General features: G+C 71.1%; 12 protein-coding genes. All 12 read right to left on the bottom strand.

Annotation, left to right across the window (positions count from 1 at the left end):
* Positions 1-108: 108 nt before the first annotated feature.
* The 12 genes from ACT541_RS12115 to ACT541_RS12170 all read right to left on the bottom strand — a co-directional run bounded on the left by ACT541_RS12115 (position 109) and on the right by ACT541_RS12170 (position 15,804).
* Complete coding sequence (locus ACT541_RS12115) at positions 109-1,440, bottom strand: sigma-54-dependent transcriptional regulator (protein ID WP_476137185.1); 1,332 nt, start codon at positions 1,438-1,440, stop codon at positions 109-111.
* A complete protein-coding gene (locus ACT541_RS12120; RefSeq protein WP_476137187.1) occupies positions 1,437-3,233 on the bottom strand; it encodes a sensor histidine kinase in 1,797 nt (598 codons plus the stop codon). The genes ACT541_RS12115 and ACT541_RS12120 overlap by 4 nt, the downstream gene beginning before the upstream one ends.
* 107 nt (positions 3,234-3,340) lie before the next feature.
* The gene (locus ACT541_RS12125; RefSeq protein WP_476137189.1) at positions 3,341-4,663 is read right to left on the bottom strand and encodes a dicarboxylate/amino acid:cation symporter; all 1,323 of its coding nucleotides are present in this window, start codon (positions 4,661-4,663) and stop codon (positions 3,341-3,343) included.
* A 617-nt stretch (positions 4,664-5,280) separates the two neighbouring features.
* Positions 5,281-6,048 (bottom strand): SDR family oxidoreductase, encoded by a 768-nt coding sequence (locus tag ACT541_RS12130; protein WP_476137191.1) that lies wholly within the window; start codon positions 6,046-6,048, stop codon positions 5,281-5,283.
* 66 nt (positions 6,049-6,114) lie between these two features.
* Positions 6,115-7,815, bottom strand: coding sequence for a dihydroxyacetone kinase family protein (locus ACT541_RS12135; RefSeq protein ID WP_476137193.1), 1,701 nt, complete (start codon positions 7,813-7,815; stop codon positions 6,115-6,117).
* The gene (locus ACT541_RS12140; protein ID WP_476137194.1) at positions 7,812-9,170 is read right to left on the bottom strand and encodes an FGGY-family carbohydrate kinase; all 1,359 of its coding nucleotides are present in this window, start codon (positions 9,168-9,170) and stop codon (positions 7,812-7,814) included. Before ACT541_RS12140 ends, ACT541_RS12135 begins: the two co-directional genes overlap by 4 nt.
* 26 nt (positions 9,171-9,196) lie before the next feature.
* Positions 9,197-9,991, bottom strand: a complete 795-nt coding sequence (locus ACT541_RS12145) for a class I fructose-bisphosphate aldolase (protein WP_476137196.1) — start codon at positions 9,989-9,991, stop codon at positions 9,197-9,199.
* Between the two features lie 20 nt (positions 9,992-10,011).
* Positions 10,012-11,040, bottom strand: coding sequence for an alcohol dehydrogenase catalytic domain-containing protein (locus ACT541_RS12150; RefSeq protein ID WP_476137198.1), 1,029 nt, complete (start codon positions 11,038-11,040; stop codon positions 10,012-10,014).
* Between the two features lie 88 nt (positions 11,041-11,128).
* Positions 11,129-12,088: an ABC transporter permease gene (locus ACT541_RS12155; RefSeq protein ID WP_476137200.1), complete on the bottom strand. Its 960-nt coding sequence runs from the start codon at positions 12,086-12,088 to the stop codon at positions 11,129-11,131.
* Positions 12,089-12,136: 48 nt separating this feature from the next.
* Positions 12,137-13,624 carry a sugar ABC transporter ATP-binding protein gene (locus tag ACT541_RS12160; protein ID WP_476137202.1) on the bottom strand — a complete coding sequence of 496 codons (1,488 nt, stop codon included), beginning with the start codon at positions 13,622-13,624 and terminating at the stop codon, positions 12,137-12,139.
* 79 nt (positions 13,625-13,703) lie between these two features.
* Positions 13,704-14,681: a substrate-binding domain-containing protein gene (locus ACT541_RS12165; protein WP_476137203.1), complete on the bottom strand. Its 978-nt coding sequence runs from the start codon at positions 14,679-14,681 to the stop codon at positions 13,704-13,706.
* A 373-nt stretch (positions 14,682-15,054) separates the two neighbouring features.
* Positions 15,055-15,804, bottom strand: a complete 750-nt coding sequence (locus ACT541_RS12170) for a GntR family transcriptional regulator (RefSeq protein WP_476137205.1) — start codon at positions 15,802-15,804, stop codon at positions 15,055-15,057.
* Positions 15,805-16,043 lie beyond the last annotated feature (239 nt).

Raw genomic sequence — 16,043 nt, forward strand, 5'->3', positions numbered from 1 at the left:
CGGTGCCTCTCGGCCCTTCGCGCTTCGAGGCCCGACTGCGTCGGGCACCTCAGCATGAAGGGCCTCTGCGACAGGGACGACGAATCGAGACGTCGCCCGAACGCGCCCTCACGCCCGGCTGATACCCAGGCGGCGGATCTTGTCGAAGAGCGTCGTCTTGGGGATGCGCAGGTCCTCGCAGGTGCGGGCGAGGCTGCCGCCGTTGCGCTCCAATGCGTCGGTGATCAGCATCCGCTCGAAGGCCTCGACCGCCTCCGAGAAACCCGACGCCGCCTCGTCGCTCGCGACCTCCCACGGGCCCTCGCCCGAAAGCCCCAGCACCCAACGGTCGGCGGCGTTGCGCAGCTCGCGGACGTTGCCGGGCCAGTCGTGGGCGAGGAGCGCGCGCAGCCGGTCGCCGTCGAGATGCGGCTTCGGCCGGCCGTAGCGGGTCGCCGCCTGGGTCGCGAAGAACTCGAACAACAGGCCGATGTCCTCGCGGCGGCGGCGCAGCGGCGGCAGGTCGAGGGTCGCCACGGCGAGGCGGTAGTAGAGGTCGGCGCGGAAGAGACCGCGATCAGCGAGATCGCGCAGGTCGACCTTGGTGGCGGCGACGACGCGGCAGTCGATCGGGATCGTCTTGTTGGAGCCGAGGCGCTCGAGCGAGCGCTCCTGCAACACGCGCAGCAGCTTGATCTGGGCGGCGAGCGGCATCGACTCGATCTCGTCGAGGAACAGCGTGCCGCCGTCGGCGTGTTCGAACTTGCCGGCGCGCGCCTTGGCGGCGCCGGTGAAGGCGCCGGCGGCATGGCCGAAGAGTTCGCCGTCGATCAGGCTCTCGGGCAGGCCGCCGCAGTTGATGGCGACGAAGTTGCCGTCGCGGCGCGGGCTGGCGTCGTGAAGGCAGCGGGCGACCAGTTCCTTGCCGGTGCCGGTCTCGCCGAGGATCAGCACGTCGGCCGAGGTGGCGCCGAGCGAGACGACGAGTTCGCGGATCCGCGTCATCCGCGGCGACCGGCCGATCAGCCGGTCCTCCGGCCGCTCGGTGGCGTCGCGGCGGGCATCGAGGGCGCGCAGGTCGAGCACCAGGCGGCGGCGCTCCAGCGCGTCGCGGGCGACCGTCACCAGATGTTCGGAGGAAAACGGCTTCTCGATGAAGTCGTGGGCGCCGATCTTCATCGCCTGGACGGCGAGCGAGACGTCGCCGTGGCCGGTCATCAGAATCACCGGCAGGTCGGGGTCGAGGGCATTCGCCCGCGTCAGCAGCTCCATGCCGTCCATGCCGGGCAGGCGGATGTCGGTGACGACGACGCCGGGGCGCTCGGTCTCGATCGACCGCCACGCCTCTTCGGCACTGCCGACCGCCTCGACGGCGAGACCGGCCAGTTGCAGGGCCTGACGGCAGCCGCGCAGGACGATCGGGTCGTCCTCGACGACCAGAACCCTCGGCTCCTCGCTCATGCCCCCTCCTCCGTCGCGGCGGGCAGGTCGAGGCGGAACACCGCGCCGCCCTCCGGATGATCCGACCCCGTCAGCGTGCCGCCGAAGTCGTGCACGATCCCGGACGAGATGGCCAGCCCCAATCCGAGGCCGTCACCGCTGGCCTTGGTGGTGAAGAACGGCTCGAAGAGATGGGACTTCGCCTCGCCCGAGAGCCCCGGTCCGCCGTCGCGAAGCGTGACGACGACGCGGTCGCCCGCGCGCGCACCGACGATCTCGAGCCGCTTCTCGGCCACGCCGGCCATGGCGTCGAGCGCGTTGGCGACGAGGTTGACCAGCACCTGCTCGAGCCGGATCTGGTCGCAGGCGACGCGCGCATCGGCGGCGATGTCGAGCCGCGGCACCACCCGGTCGGCGTCGAGCCGGCGGCGCAGGATGAGCAGCGCGTTGTCGACGGCGCGGGCGATCGACACCGGGCGCACCTCGCCGGCCGACTTGCGGGCGAAGGACTTCAGCTGCGTCGTCAGCGTCGCCATGCGCTTCACCATCTCGACGACGAAGACGAGGTTCTCGCGCACCTCGCCGAGTTCGCCGCGTTCGAGATAGGCGATGGTGTTGTCGGAGAGCGTGTGCAGCGCCGCCAGCGGTTGGTTCAGCTCGTGGGCGATGCCGGCCGACATCTGGCCGATCACCGCGAGTTTCGCGGCATGGACCAGTTCGTCCTGCGCGGCGCGGAGATTTCTCGTGCGCTCCTCGACCTTGCGCTCGAGCTCGTCGTGGGCGCGTTGCAGCGTCTCGCGGGCGCGCTGGCGCTCGGCGAGGCGGGCGCGGTGCTGGCTCCAGGCGATCGCCAGCAGGCCGAGCAGCGCCCCGCCGGCACCGGCGAGCGCGCCGCGCGTCGCCGCGATGGTGCGGACCTCGCCGAGCGGCGACAGCACCGTCATCGACCAGCGGCCGCCGTCGAGCGGCGCGCTCTGGGCGAGGAAGCGGCCGGAGACCGGCACGACCTCGCCGGGACCGGGCTTCGGCCCCGGCAGATCGACCAGACGGGCGCCGTCGTCGAGACTGCGCACCGTCTCGAGGCCGAGCGGCGGCAGGTCCTGGGCGTTGTACTGCAGCGAGCGCGTCAGCCCTTCCCTGACCTCGGCGGAGAGCGGCTTCAGCGCCGCGAACTTCCACGACGCGACCGAGGCGAGGATGACGACACCGTTCTCGTCGGCGACGAAGACCGGGGCCTCGACCGTCGCCCACGAGGTCTCGAGCGCCTCGAGCCCGACCTTGACCACGGCGACGCCGACGACCCGGCCCTCCGCCGTCAACGGCGAGGAGAAGTAGTAGCCCGGCTCGCCGCGCGTCGTGCCGATGCCGAAGAGGCGGGCGGGACGGCCGGCGAGCGCCTCGGTCGTGTAGGTGCGGTAGGTCAGGTCCTCGCCGACGTAACTGTCGGAGCGGTTCCAGTTCGACGAGGCGACGACGTGGCCGCGGCCGTCGAGGACGAAGATCGACAGCGAACCGGCGCGCTGGTTCAGCTGCTCGAGATAGAGGTTCATCGCCTGCGCGCGTTCGGCGCTGCCCTGGACGACGAGATCGACCACGTCGCGCACCAGGCCGAGGGTCGCGGGGAAATAGGCGTATTTCTCGATCTCGCGTTCGAGGCTCGCCTCGTAGAGTTCGAGGCGCTGGCGGCCCTTGTCCTCGAGGGCGACGATGCCGGCCTCCTGGCTCACGAGGAAGCCGGACCAGCCGAGGATCGCGGCGAGCGCCGCCACCGCCGCGAGGCGCGGTCCGACCGAACCGAGGAGACGGAGCTGCATTGCCTTCGCCAACTTGGCGAGACGGCGGAGCCGCCGTCTCGCGAGATCGTCGCCCCATGATAGGGGCAAGCGGGGGCGGCCCTCAACGGGGCCGCGCCCCGAGGCCGTCACTCGGCGGCGCCGTAGGCACCCGCGAGCTCGGGCACGCCGGCATCGTCGTCGTCGGCATCGGCGTCGGTCTCCTCGCCGATCTCACCCTCCCAATGGGCGACGACGGCGGTGGCGATCGAGTTGCCGAGGACGTTGGTCGCGGTGCGGCCCATGTCGAGGAAGACGTCGATGCCCATGATCAGCAGCACGCCGGCTTCCGGCAGGTGGAAGGTCGGCAGTACGGCGGCGACGACGACCAGCGCCGAACGCGGCACGCCGGCGATGCCCTTCGACGACACCATCAGCACCAGCATCATGGTCAGCTGCTCGGAGAGCGGCATGTCGATGCCATAGGCCTGCGCCACGAAGAGCGAGGCGAAGGTGGTGTAGATCATCGAGCCGTCGAGATTGAACGAATAGCCGAGCGGCAGGACGAAGCCGATGATGCGCTGGGAGACGCCGAAGGCGGCGAGGCGATCCATCACGCGCGGATAGGCGGCCTCCGACGACGCGGTCGAGAAGCCGAGGATCATCGGCTGACGCACCACCTCGACCAGACGGAAGATGCGCTCGCGCAGCACCATCCAGCCGGCACCGATCAGGAAGATCCAGAGCGCGAAGAGCGCCACGTAGAAGAACGAGACGAACTTGCCGTAGACCCACAGGATGCCGAGACCCTGGATGGTGACGACGTTGGCGACCGCGGCGAAGACGCCGAGGGGGGCGAAGAGCATCACGTAGCCCGTGAGCTTCAGCATCACCGGGACGGCTTCCTCGATCACCTTGACGAGCGTGCCCGCAGCGGTGTCGCGCAGCTGGGCGAGCGCCACGCCGAAGAACAGCGAGAACACCAGGATCTGCAGGATCTCGTTGTTGGCCAGCGCCTCGAAGATGTTGCGCGGAAAGACGTGGGCGAGGAAGTCCTTGAGGTTCAGCGCCGAGGTCTTGAGGCCGACTTCCGCGCCGGTCGCCGGCAGCGGGATGCCGACGTTCGCGCCGGGCTGCAGCAGGTTGGCGAAGAGCAGGCCGATGCCGAGCGAGGCGAAGGAGGCCATCAGGAACCAGCCGAGCGCGCGGCCACCGATGCGGCCGACCGAACGGCCGTCGCCCATGCCGGCGAGGCCGGCGACGAGCGTCGAGAAGATCAGCGGGGCGATGATCATCTTGATCATGCGCAGGAAGATGTCGGAGAGCATCGCGAACCAGCTGGCGATCTCCTTGGCCTGCGCCGGGGTCGAGGCGGTGCGGTTGCAGGCCCAGCCCACGGCGATGCCGAGGACCAGGGCGGCGACGATGGCGGTCGTCTGGCGGTTCTTGTCGTTGGACGGTGCGGCGTGCATCGAAGACCTCTTTCGCGAGGGGATCGTGGACGGCGGGGCGACGGCGTCGGCCCGGGGCGTCGATCAGTCGTGGGAACGGAAACGGGAACGGGCAGATGCCGCGATCGGCGCGCAGGGGCGCGAGGCGCGCCGCAGACGCGGCGCGCGGGGGCTCGGCGGACGGGGCTCGATGCGGACGGCGGGTTCGGTCATGTTTCTTCGTCTCCTCCCGGGAGTGCCTTTGAACGCTCCCGGGATCGCAAGACGCAGGCCAAGATCCAGATCGATTGAATGGATTCGGAGCCGTTGTTTTCATTCCGTTTTTCCGGGTGACGGCGAAACGCCGTTCGGAATCCCGAATGACGCGGCGCGACCTCGTTCGGTCGACCGAACGGGGCGACGGCGAAGCCCCCTCGACGGGGCGTGCGGGATCGTCCGCGGGCGCCTCATCGGGGCGCTTGCGGGGCGGCGGAGACCGGATCTCTACGGATCTTTCGCGGCGGATCGCGGCCGGGGGCGAGGGCGATCGGGCGGCGGGGATGCGGGAGCGGTCGATGCTGCGCCGCAGAAGCACGCAACCGCCGCCCGGATGATGGGCGGCGGTCGGAATCTCGAACGGTCGGGCGCGAGCGCCCTCGTCACCAGCAGACGAAGCCGCCGTCGACGATCAGGTCGATGCCGGTGACGAAGGACGAGGCCTGCGAGGCGAGGAAGATCGCCGGGCCGATCATCTCGTCGGGGCTGGCGACGCGCTGCATCGGCGTGTCCTTGCGGAAGATCTCGAGCTGGTCGGCGACTTCCGGCCGGTCGTTCATCGGCGTGAAGGTGTAGCCGGGGCTGATCACATTGACGCGGATGCCACGATCGGCCCACTCCATCGCGAGGCTCTTGGAGAGCTGGATCACCGCCGCCTTCGACGAGTTGTAGTGGACCTGGGTGATGCCGCGGTTGACGATCGTGCCGGAGATCGAGGCGATGTTGATGATCGTGCCGCGGCCGCGCGGCAGCATCACCGCGCCTTCGGCCTGACACGACAGGAAGACGCCGGTGGCGTTGATCGCGTAGAGCGCGTTCCAGCGTTCGAGCGTCATGGTCTCGGCCGGTTCGGCATTGGCGACGCCGGCGTTGTTGACGGCGATGGTCATCGGTCCGAGGTCGCGCTCGACGGCGGCGATCGCGGCGTCGAGTTCGTCCTTGTGGGTGACGTCGCCCTCCAGCACCAGCGCACGGCAGCCGTGGGCACGGACGGCGGCGGCGACTTCCTCCAGCGCCTCGCGCTTGCGCGCCCGGCCGAAGAGCGCGACGTCGGCCCCCGCCTCCGCCATGCCGATGGCGATCGAACGGCCGATGCCGGTGCCGGCGCCGGTGACGAAGGCGATCTCGCCGGAGAGGTCGAAGAGTTTCATGGCGTGTCCTTTCGTTCGGAGCGGCCCGACGCGGTCGGGCCCGGATTTCGATGTCGACGCGATGCCTCAGGCGCCCGCGGCGCGGGCGACGGCACGCAGCCAGATCGACACGGCGATCGCCCCGCCGTCGGCGACGCCGAGCGCGCGTTCGCCGAGATAGCTGGCGCGTCCCAGCCGCGGCATCATCCGCGCCGTGGCGCCGGCGCCGGTGGCGGCGGCATCCGCCGCGGCGGCGAAGGCGGCGGCGACCGTCCCCCCTGCCCCGGCGATCGCGGCGAAGGCACGGGTCCCGGGTGCCAGCGCATCGAGCATGGTGCGGTCGCCCTCGCTCGCACCGCCGAGATCGCCGACCGCGGCGACGCCGGCGGCGAAGGCCTCGGCCGCTCGCGTCGCGTCGATCGGGCCGTCGGCGTCGGCGAGCGTCCGGGCGGCGCGCATCAGGCCGGTCGCGTAGAACGGTCCGGAGGAGCCGCCGATCGCCCGACGCAGCGCGTCGGCGATCGCCGCGAGCATCACGTCGGGAGCGACCCAGGCCGCGTCGGGCAGCGCATGGATCGCCTCGGCGCCGCGCGCGAGACTGGCGCCGAGGTCGCCGTCGCCGGTCTTGGCATCGAGGTCGGTGAGTTCGGCCTCCGCCGCCTCGAGCGCACGGGCAGCGGCGAGCACCGCGCGGCGCACCGGCTCCATCGCGGCGGGCACCGCCACGGGGGCCGCGGCCGGCTTGGGCGCGGCGACGGAGGCAAGGCGGACGACCGGATTGAGGCGGCCGTCGCCGGGCCAGGCCGGCGCGTCGGTGGGCGCGTCGAGGAGCGCGAGGCGTTCGTCGTCGACCCGCATCAGCGACAGCGAACAGCCGCGCATGTCGAGCGCCGAGAGCAGCGTGCCGCGCCAGCAGCGTTCGACCACCAGACCGCGGCCGGCGGCATGGCGCAGCGCCTCGCGGGCGACGATGTCGAGTTCCATCGGCGGCGTGCCGCCGAGCCCGTTGACCAGCAGGACGCAACGGTCGCCCGAGGTGAGGCCGAGGTCGTCGACGATCGTGTCGAGCATGGTGTCGACCAGTGCCTCGACCGGCTGCATCGGCGCGCGGCGCACGCCCGCCTCGCCGTGGATGCCGAGGCCGAGTTCGATCTCGTTCGCGCCGAGGCTGAAGCCGGCCTTGCCGGCGGCCGGGACGATGCAGGGTTCGAGCGCCAGCCCCATCGAGCCGAGGTCGTCGGCGGCGGCACGGGCCAGGGCGGCGACGTCGATCAGATCGTCGCCGCGCTCGGCGGCGGCGCCGGCGACCTTGTGGACGAGGACGGTGCCGGCGATGCCGCGGCGGCGGCCCTTCGGCACGGTGTCGCGCAGCGCCACGTCGTCGGCGACCACCACAACCTCGACCGGCAGACCGCGGCCGCGCAGGATCTCGGCGGCGAGACCGAAGTTCAGCCGGTCGCCGGTGTAGTTCTTGACGATCAGCAACGCGCCGGCCGGACCCGTCACCGCCTCGAGACCGGCGAGCACCGCGTCGGTCGAGGGCGAGGTGAAGACGTCGCCGGCGATCGCCGCGGTCAGCATGCCGCTGCCGACGTAGCCGGCATGGGCCGGTTCGTGACCGCTGCCGCCGCCCGACAGCACCGCCACGCGGCGTTCCTCGGGCGCCGGCAGCGCGCGGCGCAGCACGACGTGTTCGTCGGCGTGCAGGACCTGGCCGGGGACGAGCGCGACGGAGCCTTCGAGCATCTCGCGGACGACGGCGCGGGGATCGTTGATGAGCTTCTTCATGGGGCGGTCTCGGTGAGGACGAGGGTGGACGGCGAAGGCGGGCCGCCGGCGGCATAGGCGGCGGACCAGGCGGGATCGGGTTCGACGATGCGGGCGCCGCGGGTGACCCGCGGCTCGGGCGAGAGGTCGGCGGCGCGGGCGGCGAGAAGCGCCGCGGCGAGGCCGACCAGTTCGGGCTCCTCGACGACGGCGATCGGCAGGCCGAAGACGCTGGCGCGCAACTCCATCAGGGCGCGCGAGCGCGACCAGCCGCCGGTGGCGAGCAGCGGCCCGGGGGGCACGCCGGCGGCGTCCATCGCCCGCATGAGATGGCGGGCCTCGAAGGTCGCCGCCTCGATCCGCCGGCGCAGTACGGCATCGCGATCTCCGCTGCCGTCGAGCGGTCGGCCGGCTAGCCGCGGCGCGGCGAGCAGACGGGCGAGCGGAACGCGTTCGACCGGCGTCGGGGCGAGGCTCGCCGCCAGTTCGACGACGCCGAGGAAGGCGATGCCCGGCCCCCGCGCGACCGGCACCGAACAGGCGAGACCGGCGACCGGAGCGGCGGGGCGCGCCGGCCGGTCGGCCTCGGCATAGAGGACGTTGGCGGTGCCGAGGGAATCGATGCGGGCGCCGGGGACCTCGGCGCGGATGGCACTCGCCGCGATCGGATGATCGTGACCGCCGGCGACGATCAGCGTCGCGGTCGTGGCGGCGCCGACTTCGGTCAACCGGCCCGGGCGCATGGTGCCGACCACCGTGCCGGCGTCGACGACGTCGGGCAGCGGCGGGGCGCCGGCCGCATCGAGCAGCGGCGCGACCCAGCGGCGGGCGTGGACGTCGTAGGCGGCGGTGCGCGCCGCCAGCGTCCGGCTCATGAAGGGCTCGCCGCTCCAGCGCACCGCCGGATAGTCGGTGAGCGCCACCCAGGTTCGGGCGAAGACCAGATGATCGGGCTCGTTGCGACGCAGCCACAGCCATTTGGCGAGCGTCCGATCGGCCCCGACGGCGACGCCGATGCGAGCGTCGGCCTCCGGATTGAGGGCGAGTTCGGCCGCCTCGCGCTCGGCGCGGCGGTCGAACCAGGGCAGTGCCGGGCCGGTCGGACGGCCATCGGACGTGAGCCCGATACCGTCCTCGCCGACACCGCCGGCGGCGATCGCCCGGATCGGCCGGCCGCCGCCCACCGCCGACCAGCCTTCGAGGATCAGGTCCTCGACGGCGTCGACGAGGGCGTCGGCGTCGGTCGCCGGGCCGCCGCGGAAGGAGACGCGCGGCGTCTCGACGGCGCGGCTCCACAGGCTCGCGCCGCCTTCGTCGGCGAGCACGACCTTGAGATTGGTCGAGCCGATGTCGATGCCGCAGACGAGCGCGCCCATGACGTCTCCTCCCTTCGCGGGCCCGCTCACCAGCGGCGGGTGTAGCGGGTGCGCGTGATGCGGGCGATCTCGCCGATCACTTCGGCCGCCTCTTGCTGCGGACGCTGCCACACCTTGCGGCCGACCACCACGCCCTGGGCGCCGGCGGCGATGGCGTCCTCGACGTCGCGCAGCGTCGAGGCGGCGTCGCCCGACAGCGGACCGCCGGCGACCACCACCGGAATGTCGAGTTCGGCCACCAGCTTGGCGGTGGCGTCCGGGCCCGGGAAGGTGATCTTGATGATGTCGGCGCCGAGATCGTAGCCGACGCGGGCGACCTCGAGTTCCTTCTCGATGATCTCCGGCGAGCGCGGCGTGTTGAGGAACACCGGCTCGACCATCACCGGCATGTGCCACTTGGAGGCCTCGGAGACGACGCGGCCGATGCGCTCGCAGTAGCGCACCTTCTCGTCGTCCTGGACGTTCCACGGCAGGAGCAGCTTGACGCAGTCGACGCCGAGACGCACGGCGTCCTCGACGCTCGCCACCAGCGTGCCGGTGCCGGTCTCCACCGCGCTGGTCGGCCAGAAGGCGTCGATCGCCAGGATGCGGGCGAGCGCCGGCGCCTTGGCGAGTTCGACCTCGCTCGCCTTGACGATGCCGGTCGACACCATGAAGCCGGTGATGTCCTCGGGGATGTAGCGGCGCATCACCTCCATCGGCGATTCCAACGCCGGCACGCGGCCCCAGACCAGACCGTGGTCGATCGGCACCACGAGGGCGGCGCGGTCTTCGCGGAAGATGCGGTTCATGCGGTAGTTGGTGGAATAGCGGTTGGCCACGGGCGGTCTCCTTGTGATCTTCAACGGAAGGTGAGTTGGGTCTTGACGCTGCGGCCGCGCGCCATGGCGGCGACGGCGTCGTCGAAATTCCAGACCGGGAAGGTCTCGCCGATCAGCACGGCGGCGCGGTCGCGGATGTCGGTCATGACGTCAACGGCGGCGGGAAACTTGTCGGCGAGCGAGTTGGAGCCGATCACGCGCAGCTCGCGCTCGTAGATGGCGAAGGGCTCGACCCCGACGAGGGCGCCGGCGTCGTGGACGCCGACCTGCACGAAGGTGCCGGTCTTCTCGACCAGACGCAGCCCCTGCTCCAGCGCCCGGCGGGCACCGGCGGCCTCGAAGACGACGTCGAACGTCGCCTCGGTCAGTTCGCTCGGATCGACGGCATGGGCGATGCCGGCGCGGCGGGCGATGTCGCGCTTGTCGGCCGCCGGGTCGGCGATGGTGACGCGGCCGGCGCCGAAGTGACCGGCGGCGATGCCGAGGAGCTGGCCCATGGTGCCGCCGCCGAGCACCAGCACGTCGCGGTCGCGAATGTCGCCGGCGGATTCGATGGCATGGAGCACGCAGGCGAGCGGCTCGATCAGCGCCGCGACGTCGGCGCCGAGGCTCTCCTTGACGACGAAGGCGTTGCGTGCCGGCGCCGTGACGTATTCCGCCGCAGCACCCGGCCGGCCGACGCCGATCGGCGACAGCGACGGGCAGAGGTTCGGCCGTCCCGCCCGGCACCAGCGGCAGGTACCGCAGGTGACGTTCGGGTCGACGGCGACGAAGTCGCCTTCCCTGACGTTCTTCACGGCGCGGCCGACGGCGACGACATGGCCGGAGAACTCGTGGCCGGGCGTCACCGGATAGACGGTGCCGGGGAAACCGTGGTGGAGGATGTGCAGATCGGTGCCGCAGATGCCGCAGGCGCAGGGACGCACCAGGATCTCGTCGGCGGCGACCTCCGGCACGGCGACCTCGGCGACGAAGATGCGATGATCTTGCGTGATGCGGACCGCCTGCATGGTCGGCTTGGCGGCATCGAAGAGCTTGTCGAGACTCATGATCGGCCTCTCGAGGGACGGTTCGGGCGTGGCGGGCAAGCCCGCGGGCGAATTCGGCGATGGAACGGTCGGGGCGCGCGGGCGGGCGTCAGCGTCGCCGACGGGCCAGGTCGATCAGGATCGCCAGCAGGACCACGGCGCCGACGATGACGCGCTGCCAGTAGCTGGAGATGTTGAGGAGCACGATGCCGTTGCCGAGCACGGCCATCAGCAGGGCGCCGGCGACGGTTCCGGTCACGGTCCCCTGCCCGCCGCGCAGCGACACGCCGCCGATGATCGCCGCGGTGATCGAGGGCATCAGCCAGCCTTCGCCCACCGAGGGCTGGGCGGAGTCCATGCGGCTGGCGTAGAGGATGCCGGCGAGGGCCGCGAGCGAGCCCGACAGGCCGAAGACCAGCATCTCGATGCGCTTCACCGGAATGCCGACCAGCACCGCGGCGTGGCGGTTGCCGCCGATCGCATAGATGGCGCGGCCGAAGGCGGTGCGGTTCAGCACGAAGGCGAGGATGATCGCGATCACGCCGAAGACCACGACCGGCACCGGCACGCCGAGGATCTCGCCGAGGCCGAACTGCTGGAAGGCGGGGCCGAGCGGACGCACCGGCGAGCCGGAGGTGATCACCAGCGTGGTGCCGGCGATGATCTCGCCCGAGGCGAGCGTGACGATGAAGGGATTGAGCCGGCCATAGGCGGCGAGCACGCCGTTGACCGCGCCGACGGCGAAGCCGAAGAGGCAGGTCAGCGGGATCACCAGCCAGGGATCGACGCCGGCATGCACCAGCATCAGCGCGCCGACGATCGCCGACAGGCCCGCCGCCGCGCCGACCGACAGGTCGATGCCGCCGATCAGCAGCACCAGCGTCTGGCCGAGTGCGATGATGCCGACGAAGGAGGCCTGCCGCAGCACAACGGCGAGGTTGTAGCTGGTGGCGAAGTTGGCGGTGACCAGCGCCAGCGTGGCGCACATGACGGCGAGCGCCAGGACGATGCCGGTCGCCTCGAAGCGGCCGAGCCGGCCGATCGTGCGCGTGAGGGTGAGGTCGGTCATGGGCGGGAACTTTCTCGGCATGATTGTTCGCGGCTCGGGGCTCGGGTGTCAGTGCATGGCGATCGAGAGCAGGCTCTCGGGCGTCGCCCCGTCGGTCGGCACGACGCCGCGCACGCGGCCCTCGTGCATCACCAGAACGCGGTCGCAGACGTCGATGATTTCCTGGAAGTCGGAGGAGACGTAGAGGATCGAGGCCCCCTCGCGGGCGAGGGTGCGCAGGAGCTTCTGGATCTCCCACTTGGCGTTGACGTCGATGCCGCGGGTCGGCTCGTCGAGCATCAGGATGCGGCAGTTGCTCATCATCCAGCGGGCGAGGATGCACTTCTGCTGATTGCCGCCCGACAGTTCGGCGATCGGCTGGTGGCCGCTCTGCGCCTTGATCGGCAGCGTGTGGATGTAGCGGTCGCTGTCGCGGAAGGCCTGGAGCCAGCGGATGCCGAGCCCACCGACGAACCGGGCGAGATTGGGCAGGACGATGTTCTCGGCCACGCCCAACTCGGGGAAGATGCCGTCGTGGCGGCGTTCCTCGGGCAGGTAGACGAGGCCGGCGGCGATCGCGTCGCCGGGCGAGCGGAACGTGACGGGTCGGCCGTGCAGCGTCACGGTGCCGGCATCGCGGCGGGTGTCGCCGAAGAGGCAGCGCATGGTCTCGGTGCGGCCGGCGCCGATCAGGCCGCCGATGCCGAGGATCTCGCCGCGGTGGAGTTCGAAGCCGACGTTCTCGAACTCTCCCGCGCGGGAGAGCCCTTCGACGGCGAGCACGACCTCGTCGGTGGCGGCCGACGGGATGGTGCGGCGCAGGTCGAGTTCGTCGACGGCGCGGCCGGCCATCAGGCGGATCATCTCCGTCTTGTCGGTCTCTGCCGGGTCGAGCTCGGCGACGAGGCGGCCGTCGCGCAGCACGGCGATGCGGTCGGCGAGTGCCAGGATCTCGTCGAGGCGATGGGAGATGTAGAGGACGAAGCCGCCGCGTTCGCGGAAGCCGCGGATGAAGGCGAAGAGCTTCTCCGCCTCGCGTTCGGTCAGCGCCGCGGTCGGCTCGTCGAAGATGAGGAGGCGGGCGCCGGTCGCGGTGGCGCGGACGATCTGGACGAGCTGCTGCTGCGCCACGGTGATGTCGCCGGCCCGCGCCTGCGGATCGATCGAGGTGTCGAGTTCGGCGAGATGGGTGCGGGCGATCGCTTCGGTCGCCTTCCAGTCGATGAGGCCGGCGCGGCGCACCGGACGCCCGAGCATGACGTTCTCGATCACGCTCAGATCGGGGACGAGGCTGATCTCCTGCGGCGCGATGGCGATGCCGGCGCGCTGGGCCTCGAGCGGCGAGGCGAAGGCGACCGACGTGCCGTCGATGCGGATCTCGCCGGCGGTCGGGGGGATGCGGCCGCAGATCATCGACATCAGCGACGACTTGCCGGCGCCGTTCTCGCCGATGACCGCCAGCACCTCGCCGGCGGAAAGGCCGAGCGTCACGTCGCCGACCACTTCGACCGGGCCGTAGCGCTTGGTGAGACCGCTGACTTCGAACGTCTGCCGCATGGCATGCGTGCTCCCTTGGGGAGGTTTCCGAAAGGATCCCGGCGGGCGGGGACGGCCCGCCGGGATGCGACCCTGGCCGTCACTTGGCCTTGAGGGTTTCCTTGGTCATGAGGAAACCACCGGTCGCGTGTTCCATCGGGGTGGTGTGGTTCTGCTTGGCGGCGACGAGGTAGCGGGTCGCCCAGTAGCCGATCTCCCACTGGCGCTGCGCGGTGATGGCGGAGATCACGCCGTCCTCGATCAGCTGGTAGGTCTCGGGGATGTCGCCGGCGCCGACCACCAGCGTCTTGCCGATGCGCTTGGCGGCGATGACCGCGCGGGCCGCACCGATCGGGGCGGAGGCGTTGGCGCCGTAGATGCCGCCGAGGTCCGGCGTCGCCTGCAGACCGCTCTCGGCCATCGACACCGCCTGTTCGAGGTTGTCGTTGTCGGGCTGCTCGAAGGCGATCTTGACGCCCGGGTACTTCTTGGCGAGTTCGTCCTTGAAGCCGCGGATGCGGGCGACGTGGTTGGGGGCCGTCAGGCTGCCGACCAGCAGGCCGACGGTGCCCTTGCCGCCCAGCTTCTCGCCGAGATAGTTCGCGGCGGTGCGGCCGTCCTCCTCGTCCTTGCGATGGCCGACGAAGGGGAAGCTCGCGTCGCAGTAGGTGTCGAAGGTGATGAGGTTCACCTTGGTCTTGGCGGCCTCCTTCAGCACCTGGGTGTTGGTCGCCGGGTCGAGGCAGGAGACGGCGAGACCATCGGGCTTGCGGCCGATGTCGGTCTCGATGCGGCGGTTCTGCTGGTCGATGTCGGCGGTCGGCGGGGCGTCCCAGGTGTAGGTGACCTCGACGCCCTCCTTCTTCAGCTCGGCGATCGCAGCCTTCACGCCCTGCTCGACGACGTCGTACCAGGGGTGGACCACCTTCGGCACGAAGATGAGGTTGACCTTGATCGCGGGCTTGATCAGGGCGCCCTGGTCGAAGCCGGCAGCGAAGGCCGGCGCGGCGGCGGCGAGGGCGGTGGCGGCGAGAGCGCCGGCGAGCGTGGCGCGAAGTGTCGTCATGGTCTTCTTCACGGCTTCCTCCTTCGAAGGGCAGTCGATGTTTCGATCGGCCCGGGGGTGGCAGTCGATTTTTCGAACTGCCCGAGAGAGACGGCGGTCGATCGCTCGATCCGCCGGAAAACGGCATGGGGGGACCGTCGCCGCGCACGAGGGCGCGCGGTCGGACCGGCGGGAACCGGAGACGCGAGGTGGCGTCTGGGCGCGACGGGGCGTTCGCCTTCACGAGGGAAGGACGCGGCGTCGGCGCGGGGGATGGGGCGGGGCAACGGCCGTCAGGCCGTGTCGGCCGATCTCGATCTCGTCATGACATTCCTCCTGGCGCGGGCTTTGCGCCCGTCGTTCTGGATCGTCCCGGCGTGCCGGGTGGGGATTTTTCTCGTCGACCTCAGTCGGTCGGGGCGCGGGCTTCGATCGTGACCTTCACGACGTCGCTGCGGACCCACGAGGTGTAGTAGTCGAAGGGCTTCTCGTCGCGCCCCCAGGAGACCGAGGTCACCAGGAGGAGCGGTGCACCGACCGCCACTTCGAGGCGGGCGGCGAGTTCGGCGGTGGCGGCGCGGGCCTCGACGCTGCGGCGGGCGCCGAAGACGCTGTAGCCGGCCTCGCGCAGCGTCCGGTTGAGCGAGGCGGTGCCGGACAGGACGCCCGAGCCCTCGATCGCCTCGGCGACCTCGGGCACGAGATAGTTGACCGACAGGAGCGCCAGCTCGCCGTCGAGATAGCGCAGACGCTTCAGCCGATAGCCGGGCGCACCGGTCGGCAGGCCGAGCGCGGCGGCGGCCGCGGCCGGCAGGGGCGCCATCCCCGCCTCGACCACATGGGTCTCGACGTTGCGGCGATGATGGTCGACCTCGGCCTCGAAGAAGCCGTCGGCGACCTGCAGCGACCATCCGGTCTGGCGCGGGTCGATCACGTAGGCGCCGCGCCGCGGCACCATCTTGACCCGCCCCTTCTCCTGAAGGCTGCGCAGCGTCTCGCGCACGGTGGAACGTGCCAGATCGTAGTGACGACAGAGCTCGGTCTCGGCCGGAAGGCGATCGCCGACCGCGTATTTGCCGGCGTCGATGTCCTCCTCCATCAGCCTGACCAGCTGGAGATAGAAGGGTTCCGGCGATTGGCGGTCGATGGCTCGCATGGCGTTCTCTGTCCGTCATGTCTGTTCTGTACGTACAATACAGACGATTTCAACCGGTGCAAGGGTTGTGATGGTGACGTTACGGCATCCGAACAGGCTGCCGTTACGCCGACCGCGAACCGCACCGGCGCGATTGCCGAGGCCTCGAAGGTGGCAGAAATCGGCGACTTTTCCGCATGATCGAAGGAGCCCCCTCCCCGCGGTCTCCGTCCACCCGCGCCGCACCGGGCGGATCGTGT

Source organism: Pinisolibacter sp. DMC100 (assembly GCF_056313705.1).